The 18,669-nt window shown below is 75.4% G+C and carries 7 protein-coding genes; 5 read left to right on the top strand and 2 right to left on the bottom strand.

The features are described 5' to 3' along the window. Nucleotides 1-39: 39 nt before the first annotated feature. The 3 genes from FHS88_RS13835 to FHS88_RS13825 are packed head-to-tail and all read left to right on the top strand — an operon-like array spanning nucleotide 40 to nucleotide 2,968. Entirely contained in the window at nucleotides 40-1,203 is a 1,164-nt protein-coding gene (locus FHS88_RS13835; protein WP_184485653.1) for an aminotransferase, read from the top strand. Next, the gene (gene arsB, locus FHS88_RS13830) at nucleotides 1,203-2,243 is read left to right on the top strand and encodes an ACR3 family arsenite efflux transporter (protein WP_184485651.1); all 1,041 of its coding nucleotides are present in this window, start codon (nucleotides 1,203-1,205) and stop codon (nucleotides 2,241-2,243) included. Before FHS88_RS13835 ends, arsB begins: the two co-directional genes overlap by 1 nt. Continuing rightward, nucleotides 2,240-2,968: a hypothetical protein gene (locus FHS88_RS13825; RefSeq protein ID WP_184485649.1), complete on the top strand. Its 729-nt coding sequence runs from the start codon at nucleotides 2,240-2,242 to the stop codon at nucleotides 2,966-2,968. The genes arsB and FHS88_RS13825 overlap by 4 nt, the downstream gene beginning before the upstream one ends. On the opposite strand, the gene hydA is transcribed toward FHS88_RS13825, so the two are convergent. Both hydA and FHS88_RS13815 read right to left on the bottom strand, forming a co-directional pair. Then, nucleotides 2,961-4,418 (bottom strand): dihydropyrimidinase, encoded by a 1,458-nt coding sequence (gene hydA / locus FHS88_RS13820; RefSeq protein ID WP_184485647.1) that lies wholly within the window; start codon nucleotides 4,416-4,418, stop codon nucleotides 2,961-2,963. The genes FHS88_RS13825 and hydA overlap by 8 nt on opposite strands. 62 nt (nucleotides 4,419-4,480) lie before the next feature. After that, the gene (locus FHS88_RS13815; protein WP_184485645.1) at nucleotides 4,481-5,839 is read right to left on the bottom strand and encodes a cytochrome P450; all 1,359 of its coding nucleotides are present in this window, start codon (nucleotides 5,837-5,839) and stop codon (nucleotides 4,481-4,483) included. A gap of 484 nt (nucleotides 5,840-6,323) precedes the next feature. On the opposite strand from FHS88_RS13815, the gene FHS88_RS13810 reads away from it, so the two are divergent. Both FHS88_RS13810 and FHS88_RS13805 read left to right on the top strand, forming a co-directional pair. Beyond that, the gene (locus tag FHS88_RS13810; protein ID WP_184485643.1) at nucleotides 6,324-8,039 is read left to right on the top strand and encodes a ShlB/FhaC/HecB family hemolysin secretion/activation protein; all 1,716 of its coding nucleotides are present in this window, start codon (nucleotides 6,324-6,326) and stop codon (nucleotides 8,037-8,039) included. Nucleotides 8,040-8,042: 3 nt separating this feature from the next. Further along, nucleotides 8,043-18,668, top strand: a complete 10,626-nt coding sequence (locus tag FHS88_RS13805; RefSeq protein ID WP_184485641.1) for a two-partner secretion domain-containing protein — start codon at nucleotides 8,043-8,045, stop codon at nucleotides 18,666-18,668. The last annotated feature ends 1 nt before the right edge of the window (nucleotide 18,669 follow it).

Here is an 18,669-nt window from a genome sequence, read left to right as displayed (position 1 = left end):
GGATGGACGGCGCGGGGCGGGGGTGGTTCCTTCGCGCGCATGGATTTTCCGCTTTCGCCGCGCATCGGCGCGACCGCCGAACCGCCCATCCCCTCCGTCCGCGCCTGGGCCTCCCGCTATGACGGGCGCGCAGGGCCCGTGCTCGACCTCACCCAGGCGGTGCCGGGCTACCCGCCGCACCGCGACCTGCTCGCGAAACTCGCCGAATGCGCGGGCAGCACCGCCACCGCCTCCTACGGGCCGATCGACGGGGAAGCGGCGCTGCGCGCGGCACTCGCCGAGGACATCAGCGGCGTCTACGGCGCGCCTGTCGCAACGGCCGACATCGCCATCACCTCCGGCGGCAACCTCGCCTTCACCATGGCCATGACCGTGCTGGCCGGCCAGGGCGAGGCGGTGATGCTGCCCGCGCCCTGGTACTTCAACCACCGCATGGCGCTCACCGCGCTCGGCATTCCCTGCGTGCCGCTCGAATGCCGGGCGGAGGACGGCTTCGTGCCCGACCCCGGCCGCGCCGCCGCGCTGATGGAGGGCGTGCGCGCCATCGTCCTCGTCAGCCCGAACAACCCGACCGGGGCCGTCTATCCGCCGGAGGTGATCGCGCGCTTCGCGGAACTCGCGCGGCGGCACCGGGCCTGGCTGGTGCTGGACGAGACCTATCGCGACTTCCTCGGCGCCGGGCAGTCCCCGCCCCACGCGCTGTTCGGCGACCCGGCCTGGCGGGAGAATGTCGTGCACCTCTATTCCTTCTCGAAGGCCTATTGCGTGCCGGGGCACCGGGTCGCGGCGATCGCCACCGGCCCCGCCTTCCGCGCGGCGCTGATGAAGGCGCTGGACACGATGCAGATCTGCGCGCCGCGGGCGGCGCAGACGGCGCTCGCCTGGGCCATCGGGGCCCTGCGAGGCTGGCGCGAGGGCAACCGCGCCGTCATGGCCGCGCGCGCCGAGGCCTTCCGCCGCGCCGCCGCGCAACTGCCCGGCTGGCGGCTCGACGCGCTCGGCGCCTATTTCGCCTATCTGCGCCTGCCCGCGGAGGCGCCGGAGGCGGTGGCGACGGCCGAGCGGCTCGCGGTCGAGCGCGGCCTGCTCGGCCTGCCAGGGCCCTTCTTCGGCCCGGGGCAGGAGCGCCACCTGCGCCTCGCCTTCGCCAATGCGGCGGAGGACGCGATCGCGGCGGTGCCGGCGCGGCTGACGGAGGGGTGATGTCCGTCTTCGAACGCTACCTCTCGCTCTGGGTCGCGCTGTGCATCCTGGCGGGGATCGCGCTGGGCAGCGCGGCGCCCGGCGCCTTCGGCGCGCTGGCCGCGCTGGAATACGGCTCGGTCAACTTCGTCGTCGCGGTGCTGATCTGGTTCATGGTCTACCCGATGATGGTGGCGGTGGATTTCGCCGCCCTCTCGCGCATCCACGAAAGGCCGAAGGGCCTTGTCATCACGCTTTCGGTCAACTGGCTGGTGAAGCCCTTCACCATGGCCGCGCTCGGCGTGTTGTTCTTCCAGCACCTCTTCGCCGGGCTGATCGATCCGGCGCAGGCCGGGCAATACATTGCCGGGCTGATCCTGCTGGGGGCGGCGCCCTGCACCGCCATGGTCTTCGTCTGGTCCCAGCTCACGCGCGGGGATGCGACCTACACGCTGGTGCAGGTCTCGGTGAACGACGTGATCATGGTCTTCGCCTTCGCGCCGATCGTCGCACTGCTGCTCGGCGTGACCGACCTCTCGGTGCCGTGGGAGACGCTGCTGCTCTCGGTGGTGCTCTATGTCGTGATCCCGCTCGCGGCGGGGGTCTGGACGCGGCTGCGGCTGACCCGCGCCCTCCCGCCGGCGGCGGGCGAGGCGGCGGTGGCGCGCTTCACGGCGCGGGTGAAGCCGCTGTCGGTGCTCGGGCTGCTCGCCACGATCGTGCTGCTCTTCGGCTTCCAGGGGCGCGTCATCCTCGCGCAGCCGCTGCTGATCGCGCTGATCGCGGTGCCGCTGCTGATCCAGTCCTACGGCATCTTCGGCCTCGCCTATGGCTGGGCGTATCTTTGGCGCGTGCCCTATCCGGTCGCGGCACCCTGCGCGCTGATCGGGACATCGAACTTCTTCGAACTCGCCGTCGCCGTGGCCATCGGGCTGTTCGGGCTGGATTCGGGCGCGGCACTGGTGACCGTGGTCGGCGTGCTGGTGGAGGTGCCGGTGATGCTCTCCCTCGTCGCCTTCGCGAACCGCACGCGGGGCTGGTTTCCCGGGGCCGATCCGTGATCCCGCGCCGGCTGCTGCTCGCCGCGCCGCTGCTTGCGCCCGCCAGCGCCCGGGCCGCGACCGGCGAGATCAGGCTGCTGCCCGGCGGGCCGCGCCTTGCCGTCCGCGCGCGGATCGAGCCCCACCCCTCGGCGCGCGAGGCGCTCGCCATCGCCTTCACGGGCCCGGGCGCGCCCGCGGCGCGCGTGCTGCTGCCTTCCTGGTACGGCCGGGCGCGCGTGCTTCAGGCGCTGCCCATCGCGCGGCGCGAGGTGCTGCTCGCGGCCTTCGAGGGCAATCGCGGCACCGGCATCGCGCAGGAACTGGCCGCGGTGATCGGCGCCGACGATGGGGGGCGGCTGCGCGTGCTCGGGATCGAGACGCTCTCCTTCCGCGACCGGCAGACCGGCCAGGGCTGGCGGCGCATGAGCGGGCGGATCGAGGCCGAGCCGGGGCGCGAGGCGCTGCGCCTTTCCATGACCAGCACCGCGCGCCTGCCGCGCCGCCCGCCGGGGCCGCAGCCCGGGCCCGAGGAGCGGGAGGGCTGGACCACGCGGCTGCTCTGGGGCGGCGAGGGGCCGCTGCGCCCGGCCGCCGCGACGCCGCCCCGCGCGAGCGCCCTGCGCCGCCGCGTGGACGAGGCGCGGGCCCGGGTGCTCACGCTGCTTGCCGAGCCGGTGACCGACCTGACGGCGCTCGATCTCGACGCGACGGGGCTCTGGGCGGTGGGCTACGCCATCACCTGACGGCCGGAGGCGGCGCGGGGTCGAAGCCGTCCGGCGTGATGCCGCGCGGGCGGATCAGGTCGTAGGGCCCGCGCGGCAGGAAGCGGCCGGTGCCGGGTTCGGCCTGCACCTTGCCGTCGCGCATCACCACCTCGCCGCGGCGGATGGTGGCGACGGGCCAGCCGGTGACCTCCATCCCCTCATAGGGCGTGTAGTCCACCGCGTGCTGCATCAGCGCGTTGGTCAGCGTGACCTTCTTCGCCGGATCCCACAGCGCGAGGTCGGCATCGGCGCCGACCGCGATCATCCCCTTGCGCGGGGCAAGGCCCATCAGCCGCGCGGGGTTGGTGCTGGTCAGGCGCACGAAATCGTCGAGGCTGATGCGGCCCTTCGAGACGCCCTCGCTGAAGATGATGGGCAGGCGCGCGGCGAAGCCGGGGATGCCGTTCGGGATGTCGCGGAACACGGCATCCGCGCCGTTCTGGCGCTTGCCGCGGTCGCCCTCATACGAGAAGGCGCAGTGGTCCGAGGAGATGACGTCGAGCGTGCCGCGGCGGATCATCTCCCAGATGCGGGCGTGTTCCTCGCGCGTGCGCGGGGCGGGGCTGCACATGAACTTCGCACCCTCGAAGCCGGGGCGGTCGATGTCGGCGGCGGTCAGGGTCACGTATTGCGGGCAGGTCTCCCCCCACACCTTCACCCCGCGGGCCTGGGCGCGGGCGATCTCCTCGGCGGCCTCGGCGCAACTGACGTGGAAGACCTGGATCGGCTGGTCCACGAGTTCGGCGAGCGCGATGGCGCGGTGCGTCGCCTCCCGCTCGACCACCGGCGGGCGCGCCCAGGCGTGGTATTTCGGCGCGGCCATGCCGTGCTTCAGCAATTCGGCCGTGCGCCAGTTGATCGCCGCGTAGTTCTCGCAATGCACGGTCACCAGGCAGCCGAGTTCGCGCGCCTTGGTGAGCACGCGCAGGTACTGCGCATCGTCGAGGTGCAGCGGCTCGTAGGTGAGGAAGACCTTGAGGCTGCGCACGCCCTCGGCGACCACGCGCGGCACCTCCTGCTCCATCACCGCGTCGGTCGGGTCGCTGATGATCTGGTGGAAGGAATGGTCCAGCATCCCGCGCGCGGCACGGGCGCGGTAATCCACGTAGCGCTCCCAGACGCCGTGGCCCTTCCATTGCGGGATGAAGCAGACGACCGAGGTGGTCCCGCCCGCGAAGGCGGCGGCGGAGGCGGTGGCAAAGGTCTCCTCGTTGGCGCCCCCGCCGGGCTGCGGTTCCTCGATGTGGCAATGGCTGTCCACGCCGCCGGGCAGGACGAGCAGGCCGTCGGCCTCGATCGCCCGCGCGGCGTCCGTGATGCGCTCGGCGATGGCGACGATGCGGCCGTCCTTCACGCCGATGTCGCAGCGCGTGGTGCCGAAGCCGGTCGCCACCTGGCCGCCGCGCACCGCGAGATCGTATCCGGCCATCGCCCACCCTCCCCTGCCCGAACGCCGCTCAGACTGAGGCGCGCGCTGAGGCGCGTCCAGCCTCAGCGGGCGGCGAGCAGGAGCCGCATCCCCTGCTTCGGCCTCAGCGTGAGGCGGCATTGCGGCGCGGGTGCCCAGCCCTTCGGCACGCCGAGGCGGAAGCGGCGCAGAAGCACGGCGAGGAAGACCAGCATCTCGGCCATGCCGAAGGCCGCGCCGGCGCAGATGCGCGGCCCGATGCCGAAGGGGATCCAGGTGAATTTCGGCTGGCGGCGCGCGGACTCGGGCAGGAAGCGTTCGGGGATGAAGGCGTGCGGCCGGTCCCACCACATCGCATGGCGATGCAGCAGCCAGGGCACGGCCATCACCGTGTCGCCGGGGCGGATCTCGAAGCGGCGGATCCGGTCGGCCGCGCGGGCCTGGCGCGAGAGCACGGCGACCGGGGGATAGAGCCGCATCGCCTCGCTCAGCACGGCGCGCGCGAAGGTCAGCCCCGCCGCCTGCTCCGCATCCGGCGCGCCGGGCGGCAGCGCGGCGAGTTCCTCGTCCAGCGCCGCTCCGGTCGCGGGATGGGCGGCGATCAGATAGGCGGCCCAGGTCATCGCCGTGGCAGAGGTCTCGCTGCCGGCGAGCAGCATCATCGCCACCTCGTTCGCCAGCGCCTCGGCATCCATCACCGGCGTGCCGTCGGGCCGGCGCGCCGCGCGCATGGCGGCGAGCAGCGGCGGCGCGGGCTCGGGCACGGCGGCGAGCGCCTGCGCGACGAGCGCGCGCAGCCGCGCGGCGGCCAGGCGCGCCCGCCGGCTCTGCCGCCCCGCGAGCCAGGGGGGCAGGCCGAGCAGGTAGCGCAGATCCACGCTCTCGGCCGCCGCCTGGTAGGCGGCGAAGGCCTCCGCCACCGCCGCCGCGGCCTCGCGCGGCACCGCCTCGCCGAACAGGCTCAGCATCATCACCCGCGTCGTCGCCGCGGCGAAGAGCGGCGCGACATCCACCGGGCCGGGCGCGGCGCGGGCGAGGTCCCCGGCCAGTTCCTCCGCCGCGCGGACGAAATGCGGATGGAAGGCGGCGATGCGCGAGGGATGCAGCGCCGGGGCGATGACCGCGCGCCGTTCGGCCCAGGCCTCGCCATGGTTGATGAAGAGGCTGTCGCCCACCACCGGCTCCAGCGCCTGCTCCATGAACCACGACTTGCGCTCGTAGTTCTCCGCATGGGCGACGAAGACGTGGCGGACCACGTCCGGATGGTTGGCGATGACGAGGCCGCGGCCGGGCAGGCGCAGCGGTATGACCTGCCGGCGATAGGCGTCCTCGGTGAAGGCGCGCAGGATGTCGCCGCGGCCGAGGATCAGCGAGGGCAGCCACCGCCAGGGCTGCGCCGGCGGGCGCGGCATGGGCGGGACGAAGTCGGCGGCGGCCTGCATGGCGCGCAGACTAGGCCGGCGGCGCGGGGCGGTCACCGCCGCGGGATCATGCTCGGTCCCTGCCCTGCCGCGGGCGGCCCGCACCCGCCCTCACCGCGGGGCTCAGCGACCATCGCGCGCGCCAGCGGCAGATCGCTCCGGCGCGTCTCGCCTCGGGCCGGCTGGTGCGGCACTCAGCGCGGAGAAGGCGCCGATGGAGGCGCTCTTGGCCGGCGAGGATGCTTCGGGAAATGCCGGGGTGGTCACAGTCTCGCGAGGCTTGGGGCCGCCCCGGCTCTCGCCTGCCCCTTCCCGGCAGCCCGGCCTTCGGCAAGCGTGGCCGGGGGCGCGGCGTGAGCGGCGTTACAGGGCCGCCGCCAATGGGTTGGTTCATTTCCCGTAAAGGGTCAGTATCATCGGCGGAACAACGTCCAAGGCGCTGTGCGTGGCCGATCCCGTGCGCTCGTTCCTTGCCCGCGCCGCAGTCCCGGCGCTGATGGCCGCGATGCTCCTGCCCCTCGGCGCGGGCGCGCAGGCGCCTGCCGGCGCGCCCCGCCCCCCGCCGCCGCCCGCCGGGCTGATCGAGCGCGTCCTGCCGCCCGCCGCCCCCGCCCTTTCCCCGCGCGCCCAGCCGCCCGCCGAGGAACCCCGCCGCGGCCCGGGCGAGGGGCAGGAGGTGGCGATCGCGGAGGCCGTGGTGCAGGGCAACACGGCGGTGCCCACCGCCGATCTGCGCCCCATCCTCGCCGCCATCGAGAACCGCAGCGTCCCGCTCGCGCGCATCGAGGAGACGCGGATCGCGCTGCTCGGCGCCTATCGCCGCGCGGGCTATCCCTTCGTCTCGGTCGCCGCCGCCCTCGCGCCCCGGCCCGACGGGCGCGCCGAAGCGCGCTTCGCGATTACCGAGGGCTATGTCGCCGAGGTGCGCCTCGATGGGGACATCGGGCCGGCGGGCACGCAGGTGCTGCGCTTCCTCGAACGGGTGAAGGCGCACCGGCCGGTCTCGACCGCGGCGGTCGAGCGCGCGCTGCTGCTCGCCTCCGACGTGCCCGGCGTGCGCGTGCGCGGCGTGCTGCAGCCGATCCAGGGCGAGCCAGGCGCGCTCAGGCTGATCGCCCAGCTCACGCGCTCGCCGGTCAGCGGGTATTTCAACCTCGACAACCGCGGCTACCGGCTGACCGGGCCCTGGCAGGGGCTGCTGGTCGGCGGGCTCAACTCCTTCACCGAATACGGTGAGCGGACGGAACTCTCCCTCTTCGGCGCCGAGCAGGGCACGCAGTGGTTCGCGCAGGCAAGCGTGGAGACCTTCATCGGCGGCTCGGGGCTGCGCTTCAGGCTCTATGCCGGCACCGGCAACACGCTGCCTTCGGGGCAACTCTCGGACATCGGCTATGTCGGCGAGACGCGGCTGGCCGGCATCGTCGCGACCTATCCCATCCTCCGCACGCGGCCGGCCAATCTCTGGGCGGTGGCGCAGTTCGACGCCTTCGACAGCGATGTCTACACCGGCGTCGGCACCGCCTCGGGGCGGCAGCGCGCGGGGCGCGACCGCATCCGCGCGCTGCGCGGCGGCTTCGACGCGCAGGCGCTCGACACGCTGATCGGCTTCCTGCCGCCGGCGACCAACCAGGCGGCGCTGCGCATCCACCAGGGCCTCGACGCCTTCGGCGCGACGCGCGACGGCGATCCGCTGGTGACGCGCATCGGCAGCGAGTTCGGCTTCACCAAGGTGACCGGCGAATACCAGCGCGTGCAGCCGCTGTTCAGCCCCTTCGACGGGGCGATGGTCAACATCCAGGCCTATGTCAGCGGGCAGTGGTCGGACAACATCCTGCCGCCGGCCGAGAAGTATTATCTCGGCGGATCGCGGCTCGGCCGCGGATTCTATTCGGGGCAGGTCACGGGGGACTGGGGCTACGGTTACGCCATCGAGCTGCAGCTCGACATGGCCTACGAGATGCCGGCCGACCCGCCTCTCGGCAACAATCGCGGTTCGACGCAGCTCTACGTGTTCCGCGACATGGGCTGGGCCTTCCAGAACCTCGACACCGATGCCGACCGGCGCCTCTCCTCCTGGGGCGGCGGCGTGCGGCTCGTGGTGGCCGACCTCGCGCAGTTCGACCTCGAGGTCGCGCGGCGCCTGACGACGCGGCCCGATGGCGTGGCTAGCGACCCCCTGCGCGCCACGCAGGTCTTCTTCCGCATGCTGTTGAGGTTCTGAGCCATGGCCAGCGGCGCGCCCCCCCGCCCAGCGCGCGAGCCGCGCCCGAACCCGCCCGCGCCCGCGCGCGCGCCGTGGCGGCGTTCGCCGCACCGGCTCTGGCTGCTCGGCACCACCGCGCTGCTGCCCATCGCCACCGGCCAGGCGCTGGCGCAATCGCTGCCCGGCGCGCTGACCGGCCCGGCCGGCGGGCAGGTCGTCGCCGGCCAGGCGGCAATCGCGCAGGCCCCCGGCCGCACCACCATCACCCAGGGCACCGAGCGCGCGGCGATCGACTGGCAGCAGTTCAATGTCGGCAGCCAGCACACTGTGCAGTTCGTCCAGCCTGGCCAGGGTTCCTGGACGCTGAACCGCGTGGTCGGGCCCGATCCCTCGGTCATCGCCGGGCGCGTGCAGGCCAATGGCGGGGTCGCCATCGTCAACCAGTCGGGCTTGGTCTTCGCGCGCGGCGCGCAGGTGGATGTCGGCGCGCTGATCGCTTCCGCCTCCGGCATCACCAACCAGAACTTCATGGCCGGGCGGATGGTCTTCGACCAGCCGGCGCGGCCCGGGGCGCGGGTGGAGAACCACGGCACCATCACCGTCGCCGACCGCGGCCTCGCCGCCCTGGTCGGGCCGGGTGTCGCCAATTCCGGCGTGATCCGCGCGCGGCTCGGGCGCGTCGCGCTCGGCGCGGCGGAGGCCTTCGTGCTCGACCTCGCGGGCGACGGGCTGATCGGCCTCGACGTCACCCAGGCGGTGCGCACGGCGCCCGAGGGCGGGGCCGCGCTCGTCACCAATTCCGGCGTCATCGAGGCGGCCGGCGGCTCGGTGCTGCTGACCGCCCATGCCGCCTCGGGCCTCGTCGAGGATCTCGTCCGCAACACCGGGCGGATCGAGGCGCCGACGATGGCCGAGCGGACCGGCCAGGTGGTGTTGCGCGCCGAGGGCGGCGGCGTGCGCGTCGAAGGCACCGTGGCCGCGACGGGCGGTGCGGGCGAACGCGGCGGGCGGGTCGCGCTGCAGGCGAGCGGCACGGTGCGCGTCGCGGGCGGGGCGCGGGTGGATGCCTCGGGCGGCGCGGGCGGGGGGGAGGTGCTGGTCGGCACCACCGGCCGCGGGCGCAACCAGGCCATGGCCGCGCGCACCATCGTCGAGCAGGGCGCCGCCATCCGCGCCGATGCGACCGGCGCGGGCGATGGCGGGATGCTCGTGCTGAATTCGCTCGAGCGGACCGAGCTGCATGGCGCGCTCTCGGCGCGCGGCGGCCCTGGCGGCGGGAATGGCGGCTTCGTGGAACTCTCGGGCCAGGGGGCGCTGTTCTCCTCCGGCACGATAGACCTGCGCGCGCCTTCGGGCGCCAGCGGGGAGCTGCTGCTCGACCCGCGCAACATCATCGTCAGCGGCGAGGCCGCGCCGCCGGGCCTGCCGGGGGGCGAGACCATCGCCCTCGTCATCCCGGACAACGAGCCGATCCCGCCCGGCGGCACGGTGGGCGCCGCGGACGGCGCCGACACCACCTGGACGCGCGTCACACCCGCGGCGATCGCGGGCTTCGCCGGCACGGTCACGCTCGATGCCGCGCGCGACATCGTCGTGGATGCGGCGGTGACGAAGGACAATGGCGGGCTCGCGCTGGTCGCGGGGCGCGACGTGCGGGTGGGCGCGGCGCTGACCGTCACCGGGGCGGGGAACGACCTGAGCCTGACGGCGGGGCGGAACGTCGCGGTCAATGCGCCGCTGAGCACGGAGGGCGCGCTCTCGATCACGGCCGGCACCGGTTCCATCGCGCTCAACGCCTCCGCCTTCGCGCAGGGCGTGACGCTGCAGGCGGCGACGGGCATCACGCAGGCCCCCGGCGCGATCCTGCGCCATGTCGGGGGGCTCAACCAGCCGCTGCTGCTCACCGCCAACGTGGCTGGCACGGGCGACGTGCTGCTCGGCTCGGACAACGGGCGGATCCGCTGGCAGACGAGCGGCATCGCCGATGGGCAGCTCCTGCTGCGCAGCGTGGACGGGATCGTGCTGCCCGAGGCGCAGACGCTCGCGGTCAACGGCGGGGTGGATTTCCGCATCGCCGCCTCGGGCGGGGCCATGACCGGCATCCAGCTCCTGGGCGAGCTGCGCGCGGAGAGTTTCCAGATCACCTCGAACCGCGTGGTGCAGCAGGACCCGAACGCGGTCATCGTGCGCATCGGCGCGGGCGGCGCGGCGGACCCGGCTTCGCCGCTGCCGCTGGCCTTCACCGTCACCGGCAGCAACACCGGCCTGAACCTGAACGCGGCGAACAACGGCGCGCTGCGGATCGTCTCGGGCAGCGTGGCCGATGGCGATGCGACGCTGCGCGGCGCGGCGATCACCATCGCCGGCGCGCTGACGGCGGGCACCGGCGGGCAGCGCAACACGCTCACGCTCAACGCGGCGGGGGATGTCGCCTTCAACGGCACCATCACCGCGCGCAACCTCGCGGTGAATGCCGACGGGGCAATCAGCCAGACCGCCGCCCTCGCCCTCGGCGGGACGGGCGGCGGCGGCGACAACGGCGTGCTGACCATCCGCGGCCTGGGGGGCGCGACCGATGCGGGCAGCATCGCGCTCGCCGCGACCAACGCGATCGCGGCGCTGGATGCGCGCAGCGCCGGGCCGCTGGCCGTCACGGGCGACGACGCCTTCATCCTCCGCCAGGCGCGGGGCGCGGGCATCACGCTGACCGGCGGCGCCGTCACGGTCGCGAACGCGGATGGCGTGATCGGCACCGGCGCGGGCGATGTGCGGATCGTGGCGGACAGCCTGACCGTGAACGGCGGCGTCGCCGCGCCGGACGGACGCACCCTCTCCCTGCGCGTGGATGCGCTTGCCGTCGGCGCGACGGGCAGCCTCGCGGCGGCCGGCGGCGGCACCATCGAGATCGGCCCGCGCAGCGCGGGCTTCGCGGTGCAGGTCGGCAGCGCGGGCGCGCCGGCCAATACGCTCGTGCTCGCCGCGACGGCGCTCGCGGACGCCACCGCCGGCACGCTGCGCATCGGGCAGACGACGGTGGGCGGGACGCAAAGCGCGAGCGGCATCGCCTTCGTCGCGAACCTCACCACCGCGGCGGGGCTTTCGCTTGTCAGCGGCGGGGGCATCGGCCTCGGCACGGCGAGCATCGCGGCGCCGACGGTGCGGTTGGAGGCGGCGGGCGGCATCGCCCTCGGCACCGGGACGGTGACGGCGAATGGCGCCAGCCCGGCCATCACGCTGCTGGCCGGGGCCGGCATCGCGCAGGGCGCGGCGGGGCGGCTGGTCTCCCCCGGCGGGTCGGATGTCGCGCTCGTCGCCCACGCGGCCACGGGCAATGTGGCGCTGGCGGGGACGGGGGATTTCACGCTGGCCGATGGCGGAATCCCGGCCGGCGCCTCCGGGCCGCGTTCCCTCTTCGCGGCGGCGGGCGGCGTGGCCTTCACGACGACCGGCGCGCTCGGCGTCGCGGCGGCGGTGGAGGCGGCGGGCGCGGGGGCGGGCATCGCCCTCTCCGGGCGGGCCGTCGCGCTGCAATCGGCGCTGATCACGGGCGGCGGCGCGGGCACCACCGTCAGCCTGACGGCCAGCGGCGCAGGGGCGGCGGACAGCATCACCCAGACGGCGGCTGGCAGGATCACCGCCGCGACCCTCGACCTCGCCTCCGGCCGCGCCATCCGGCTCGAGGCGGCGGACAACGCCGTGGGGGCGCTCGGCAGCCTCGCCTATGCGGGGGAGTTCGCCTTCCGCACGACACAGGCGCTGAGCGTCACGGCGCCGATCCAGGCGGCGGGCGGGGCGGCCTCCGACATCACGCTGCGCACGGCGGCGGGCCTCGCGCTTCATGCGCCCGTCACCGCCGGAACGGGGCGGCTGACGCTGGAGACCGGCGGCACGGTGCAGCAGGCCGCGACGGGCGCGCGCATCACCGCGGGCGAGCTGCGCGTGAACGCGGGCGGGGATGCGCTGCTCGCCCCTGCGCTGGCGGCCGAGTTCAACGCCGTCGGCGTGCTCGGGCCGTCGAGCGTGAACGGCGCCTTCGCGCTGCATGTCGCGGGCGATCTCGCGCTCCAGGGCAGCATCGCGCAGCTCGGGGCCAACCGGAGCCTGGTCGTCGAGACGACGGGCGCGCTCAGCCTCGCCGCCGGCGCTGCGGTCGAGTTCGCCAACCCCACGCTGCGCGCGGCGGGCGCGATCACGCTCGAGGGCTCGCTCGGCCTGAGCGGCGGCGCGGCGCCCTCCGGCACCGTCCTCCTCTCCAGCCTCGGCGCGGTGGCGCAGGGCGGCGGGGCGATCCGCGCGCAGGCGCTGGGCGTGAGCGCGACCGGCCCCGTCACGCTGGCCGAGCCGGGCAACGACATCCGGCGCGCCGGGATCACCGCCGGCGGCGATGTGGTGCTCGCCACCTCCGGCCCGCTCGCCACCGACCTGTCCGGGGCGATCCAGCGGCCGGGCGGCAGCCTCGTCTTCGTGGACGGGATCCGCGGCGCGAATGTCTCGCTCGCGGCATCGGCGCTGAGTGTCGCGGTGCCGGCCTTCGAGACCTTCGCCGTCCATGCGACGGCCGCGACCGGCACGGTGACGCTGCGGGCGGACACGCTCGCCCTCGCCGGGCGCGTCGGGGCGGGCGACCCCTTCCCGCCCTTCGGCCAGCCGGCGCTCAACGGGACGATCGACGTCGCCGCGCGCACGCCCGGGCGCGGCGTGGCGATCGGCGCGAATGATCCGGGCGCGCTGTCCCTGGTGGGGGCGGATCTCGCGCGGCTCGAGGCGCGGAACCTCGCCCTCGGTTCGGCCGCGCCGGGGGCGGGCGGCCTCGCGGTGCTGGGGCCGACGGGCTTCGCCCCCTCCGTGGTGACGGCGGCGCTGCGGGGCGGGACGGTCGCGGTGAACGCCGCGCTGACCATGCCCAATGCGGCGGGCGTGCTGACGCTGCGCGCCGGCGCGGGGGACGTGACGCAGACGGCTGCCGGGACGATCGCCGCCGACCGGCTGGTGGCCGAGGCGCCGGCGGGCTCGGTGCGGCTCGATGCGGCGAGCAACGCGGTGCGGCTGCTCGCCGGCGGCGCGGCCGGAAGCCTCGCCCCGGCCGAGGCGGCGGCGGAGGTCTTCGCCTTCCGCAACGGCACGGGCTTCAGCATCGCCGCGCCGGGCATCGCGGCGGCGGGGGCGAGCGTGTCGCTCGCCGCGGCGGGGGGCGGGAGCATCGAGCAGACGCTCGGCGCGCCCATCGCGGCGGCGCGGCTCTCGGCCAGCGCGGGCGGGGCCATCGTGCTGCATGCCGGCGGCGATGCGGCGGGCCCGGCCGACCTCAACCGCGTCGGGCGGCTCGAAAGCGCCGGGGCGCTCTCGGTGGTCTTCGTAAACGGGGATCCACTGGCGGTGGGGGATGTCGCCGCCACGGGCAATCTCTTCCTCGGCCATTTCGCGCTGCTGCAGGCGCCGGGGCTGACGCTCGAGGGCGCCATCGAGGTTCCTTCGTCCTTCCTCTACCTCCGCACCGGGCCAGGCTTCGACGCGCCGGTCGCGGGGCCCTCCATCACGCAGACGGGCGGGCTGATCTGGGCGGGCGGCCTCGCCGCCTCCGCGGGCGGGGACATCCTGCTGCCCGAGGCGAACCGCATCGCGGGGCTCGTGCAGGGCGTGAACGGGATCACGAGCGGCAGCGCCAGCGCGAACAGCGTGGTGACCGCGCCCGGCGGCACCTTCCTGCTGGTGCGCGACCTCTACACCGGGCCCTTCGGCGGCACGGTGCCGAACCTCGATGTCGGGGCGCCCGTCGTGGTCGGCGCGGGCGGGGCGATCCGGCTCTTCACCGACGGGCTCGACGTCTCCTTCGCCCCCGGCGGCTTCCCGCCGCTGCCGGCCTTCGTCGCGCCCGGCGGCACGGTGCAGTTCGCGCCCTTCACGGCGGGCACGACCATCGGCCTCGGCGGCTTCGGCGGGCTCGACGGGGCGACCTACACCGCGGCCTCGGTGCAGCGCGTGCAGGCGAGCCGCCTCGTCATCGGCGGCATCGACGTCGCGGTGGCGGGCATCGGGCCGCTCGACCCCGCCGGCACGGGCTCGGGCACCATCACCCTGCGCGGGGTGCTCGACCTGACCGGAGGCGGTTCGCCCTCGATCCTCGAACTGCACACCAACGGGGACATCCTGGCCGCGGGCTTCGGCCTCTCGGTGCCGCAGATCAGCGCCTTCGCGGGCGGGGACATCGCGCTCGGCACCATCTCGGCCCCGGTCGGGCAGGTCGTGGCCGGCGCGGGCGCGGGCGGCGCGGCGGGCATCGCGGCGGGCGGGACGGTGCAGGTCGCGTCATCGGGCACGCTGACGGTCTCGGCGCCGATCCTCGCCGAGGGTGCGGCGGTCACGCTGCAGGCGAACGACTTCGCCCTGGCGCCGGGCGCGAGCGTGCGCAGCGGCCCGGTGCCGGGCTCCGTCGTCACGCTCGCGGATATCGGCGGCACCTTCACGCTCGGCGGCGCGGCCTCCGTGCTCTCGGCGGGCGAGATCGCGCTGCTCGACGCGCAGGGCGGCACGATCCGGCTGCAGGGTCCGAATCTCGGCATCGAGGGGCCGGTCTCCATCGCCGCCGCGGCGGCGTCGCGGCTCGAGCTGGTCGCCACCGGCTTCGGCACGATCGCGCAGGCGCCCGGCGGCACGGTCGCGGCGGCGCAGCTCTTCGCCCAGGGCGGGAGCATCCTGCTCGACGGCCCCGGCAACAGCCTGCCGGTGGTGCAGGCCGCCGCCCTCGGCCAGGTGCGGATCACCACCGGCGGCGCGCTCGAGGTGCGCGGCGTCACCAGCGCCTTCGGCGGCGCGGTGGCGCTGCAGGGCACGGCGGTGACGCTGCCCGGCACCAACCTCGCCGGCGCGGCGCAGCAGGCGGTGCAGGGCGGCACGGTGCAGATCACCGCCACCGCCGGCGACGTGACGGGCGGGCCGGGGCTCGCCTCGGTGATCGGCACCGCCGGCACCACCGTCACCGCCGCCGGCACGATCAGCCTGCCCGGGGCGAACGCCACGCCGGCGCTGGTCGCGAGCGCGGGGAACGGGATCACCTTCGTCACCGCCGGCACCCTGGCCGCGCAGGCGACGGGGCCGGGCGGCGCGCCGGTCGCGGGCGACATCACCCTCGCCGCCGCCGCGCTCGCGCTGAACGACGTGCGCGCGACCGGCACGGTGGACCTCAGCGCCGCGACGGGCGGCATCGCGCAGAATGCCGGGGTGCGGCTTTCGGCCGGGACGCTCAGGGCCTTCGCGCCGGGCTCCGTCCTCCTCGATGCCGCGGACGGGGCGGGTGCGGCGCGCAACCAGGTGCAGGACATCGGCCTGCTGGCCTCGACAGCCGGCAGCATCACGCTGCGCAACGCCGATCCGCTGACGATCGGCCTTGCCCTGGGCGTGAGCGCGGGCCAGGCGCTGACGCTGGAAGCGCCGACGCTGACCATCGCGGCGGATCTCACGGCCGGTCCGGGCGGGCGGATCCTGCTGCGCACCGGCGGCTTCGAGGGCGGGCTGCGCTCGGGCGGGGACATCCTGCAGACGGGCGGGACGATCACCGCACCGACCCTCGCCGCGCTGGCGGGCGGGACGGTGAGCCTCGATCGCGCGGGCAATGCCATCGGCGCGCTCGGCGGCGGGATGAGCGGGTCGGGCGCCGCCCTCGGCCTCGGCCTCTCGGCGGGCACGGCGGCGACGCTGCGCAGCGATGCGGGTAGCCTCGGCATCACCGGCGCGGTGGCCATCGGGCCGGGCGGGACGCTGCTGCTGCGCGCGGACGATCTCGCCATCGGCGCGACCATCAGCGTGCCCGCGGGACGGATCACGCTGCTGCCGGCCACCGCCAATGGCAGCATCGGCTATGTGCTGGGCGGGCCGGCGGGCAGCGCCAGTGCCGGGCGGATCACGCTCGACAGCACGGAACTCGCCTTCCTGCCCAACGCCGCCCCGGCGGCGGAGCTGGTGCTCGGCGGCCTCGGCATCACCGGGGACATCACGATCGCCGGGGCGGTGCCGCTCGCGACGGGCGGGCTGCTGCCGCGGGTGGGCCGGCTGACGCTCGCCGGGGATGGCGCGCTGATCCAGAACCCCGGCACCGCGCTCGATGTCGCGATGCTGTCGGCGGATTTCCCCACGGGCGCGGTGCGCCTCGACCCCGGCGGGCCGGGCAACCGGATCGCCGCGCTCGCGGGGGTGGTGGCCGGCGGCGATGTCGCGATCCGCGGCGGGGCCGGGCTGATGGAGTTGCGCGACGGCGGCGCGGGTTCGGCCGTCAGCATCCTCGCGCCTGGCCGAAGCCTCGCCCTGCGCGCGGACGATCTCGACATCCAGGCCGCCATCCGCGCCCCGGAGGGGACCATCGGCATCCTGCCCGAGACGCCCGGGCGGGCGGTGACGCTCGGCGCCGCCGGGCCGGGCACGCTCGCCCTCGACGCGGCGGAGATCGCGCGGCTGGGCGGCGGCGGGCCGGGTCTCGACGCGCCGGGGGCGCTGCGGCTGCGCATCGGCTCGGACGGCAGCACGCGCAGCGCGGGGGACATCGTGCTCGCCGGCGACGTGCGGCTGCGCGACGGCGCGAGCGTGCGCGTCGGGACGCTGGAACTGGTTGCGGGGCAGCCGGGCGCGGCGGGCGGCAGCGTGCGCCAGACCGGCGGCGCGCTGGATGTCGCGGCCGTCACCGGCACGGCGCAGGGCGATTTCCGCCTGGGCCTTGCGGGCAACACCTTCGCCACCGCGAGCGGGATCGCGGCCGGGACGCTGCCCACCGCCGGCGCGCCCGGCGTGGTGGACATCGCCGCCGCCGGCGCCTTGGCCGCGAGCGGCATCGCCTCGCCGGCCACCGTCAGGCTCGCGGCCGGGGCCGCGCTCTCGGCTGGTGGCATCGGCGCGGCCTCGGTGATCCTGCAAGGCACGTCGGTCTCGCTCGACGGGCTGATCCAGGGCAGCGGCGGCGTCGCGATCCAGAGCGGCGGCACCGTCACGCAGGAAGCCGGCGCGCTGATCGTCACCGGGCAGTTCGCGATCAATGGCAGCAGCATCACCCTGCCGGAGGACAACGCCTTCATCGAACTCGCCGGCCTCGCCGCGACGGGGCCGGTGCTCGCGCTCAACACCGTGCTGCCGCTGCTCGTCAGCGGGCCGGTCTCGGCGGTCGGCAGCCTCTCGCTCACGACCGACCAGGGCATGACGGTCGCGGCCGGCGGCAGCATCAGCGTCAGCGGCGGGCCGGGCACGGCGAGCCTGACGGCCGGGGGCGGCATCACCTATGCGGGCGGGCTCGCCACCACCGGTGAGGCGAGGCTCGCCGCAGGCGGCGCGCTCGCCTTCACGGGGGGCGCGAGCATCGGGGGCGATGCGGCCTTCGGCGCGGGCGCGGCCATGACGCTCGCCGGGACGCTGGCGGTCGCGGGCAATGCCGCCTTCACGGCGGGCGCGGGGCTGCAGAGCGCGGCGGGGATCAGCGTCGCCGGCACGCTCGCCATGACGGCCGGGGGTGGCCTCGGCCTCACCGGCACCACGCTTGGCGGGGGCGAGGTGCGGCTCGCCGCCGGCGGCCCCCTCGACAGCTCCGGCACGCTCGTGGCGGGCACGTCGCTGGCCGCGCTCTCGGGCGCGGAGATGGCGCTGTCGGGGCTGGTGCAGTCCGGCGGCGCGGCGTCCTTCACGGCGGGCGGCGGCTTCGCGCTGTCGGGCCAGGCGATCGCGGCGACCGATCTCGCTGTCCTGGCGGGCGGCGAGGCCCGGCTCACCGCGGGCAAGATCACCGCGGGCCGGCGCGTGAGCCTGACCGCCGGCGGGGTGCTGCTGCGCGACTTCCAGGTGGACCCGGTCTCGATCCTGATCGAGACCGGCGGCGGGATGCTGGTCGAGCGCAGCGGCCTCGCCGCGAGCGACAGCATCCGCCTCGCCGGCGGGGCCATCACGCTGCGCGAGAGCGGCTTCATCGCCAGCACGCTCGACGTGGACGCCGCCGGGGTGATGAACCTGGACGGCGGGTTGTTCGTCATCGGCCGGGCGGTCGCCTTCTCGGCGCCGGGGGGCATCGCCACCCAGGGCGTGATGGCCGTGCGCCCGCGCGACGGGCTGCTGCCCGCGGTGGTCTTCGACACCCGCGCGGGCGGCATCCGCCCAGAGCCGATCACGCTGGTCGAGCCGGACATCCCCGGCCTGCCGCGCAACCAGCAGCGCACGCAGGTGCGCATGCCGAACACCGAGGCGCCGGGCGAGTTCGGCCCGGCCTCGGCCGCCCCGGCGGGTGCGGTCTCGATCAACATCGATGCCGGAAGCAGCCCCGTCTTCCTGCTGATCGACGGCGGCGCCGCGACAGGCAGGATCGTCTCGGCCGGCCGCATCGGCATCCATGGCACGGGCGGCTCGGCGGATCTGTTCGGGCAGTTCGTGGACGTCAACGGCGTCGTCATCGGCGGGCCCGCCGCGGCGCGCTTCGGCGACACGACGCGGCCCGCGGCCTCGGGCACGCTGACGCGCTACCGCATCAACAACTGCGTCATCTCCTCGATCAACTGCGTGGTGCCGAGCCAGGTGCTCTCCATCCCGCAGGCGCCGCCGCAGCGGGTGGACCTCAGCATCGGCGGCGGCCGGATCACCGACCCCGACGTGCAGGTGCCCAATGTCAGCGAGGAGGACTACTGAG

The sequence above is a fragment of the Neoroseomonas alkaliterrae genome (assembly GCF_014199195.1).
GTDB lineage: Bacteria > Pseudomonadota > Alphaproteobacteria > Acetobacterales > Acetobacteraceae > Neoroseomonas > Neoroseomonas alkaliterrae.
The sequence above is the reverse complement of the archived record's forward strand: the minus strand, read 5'-3'. Positions and strand labels throughout refer to the sequence as shown.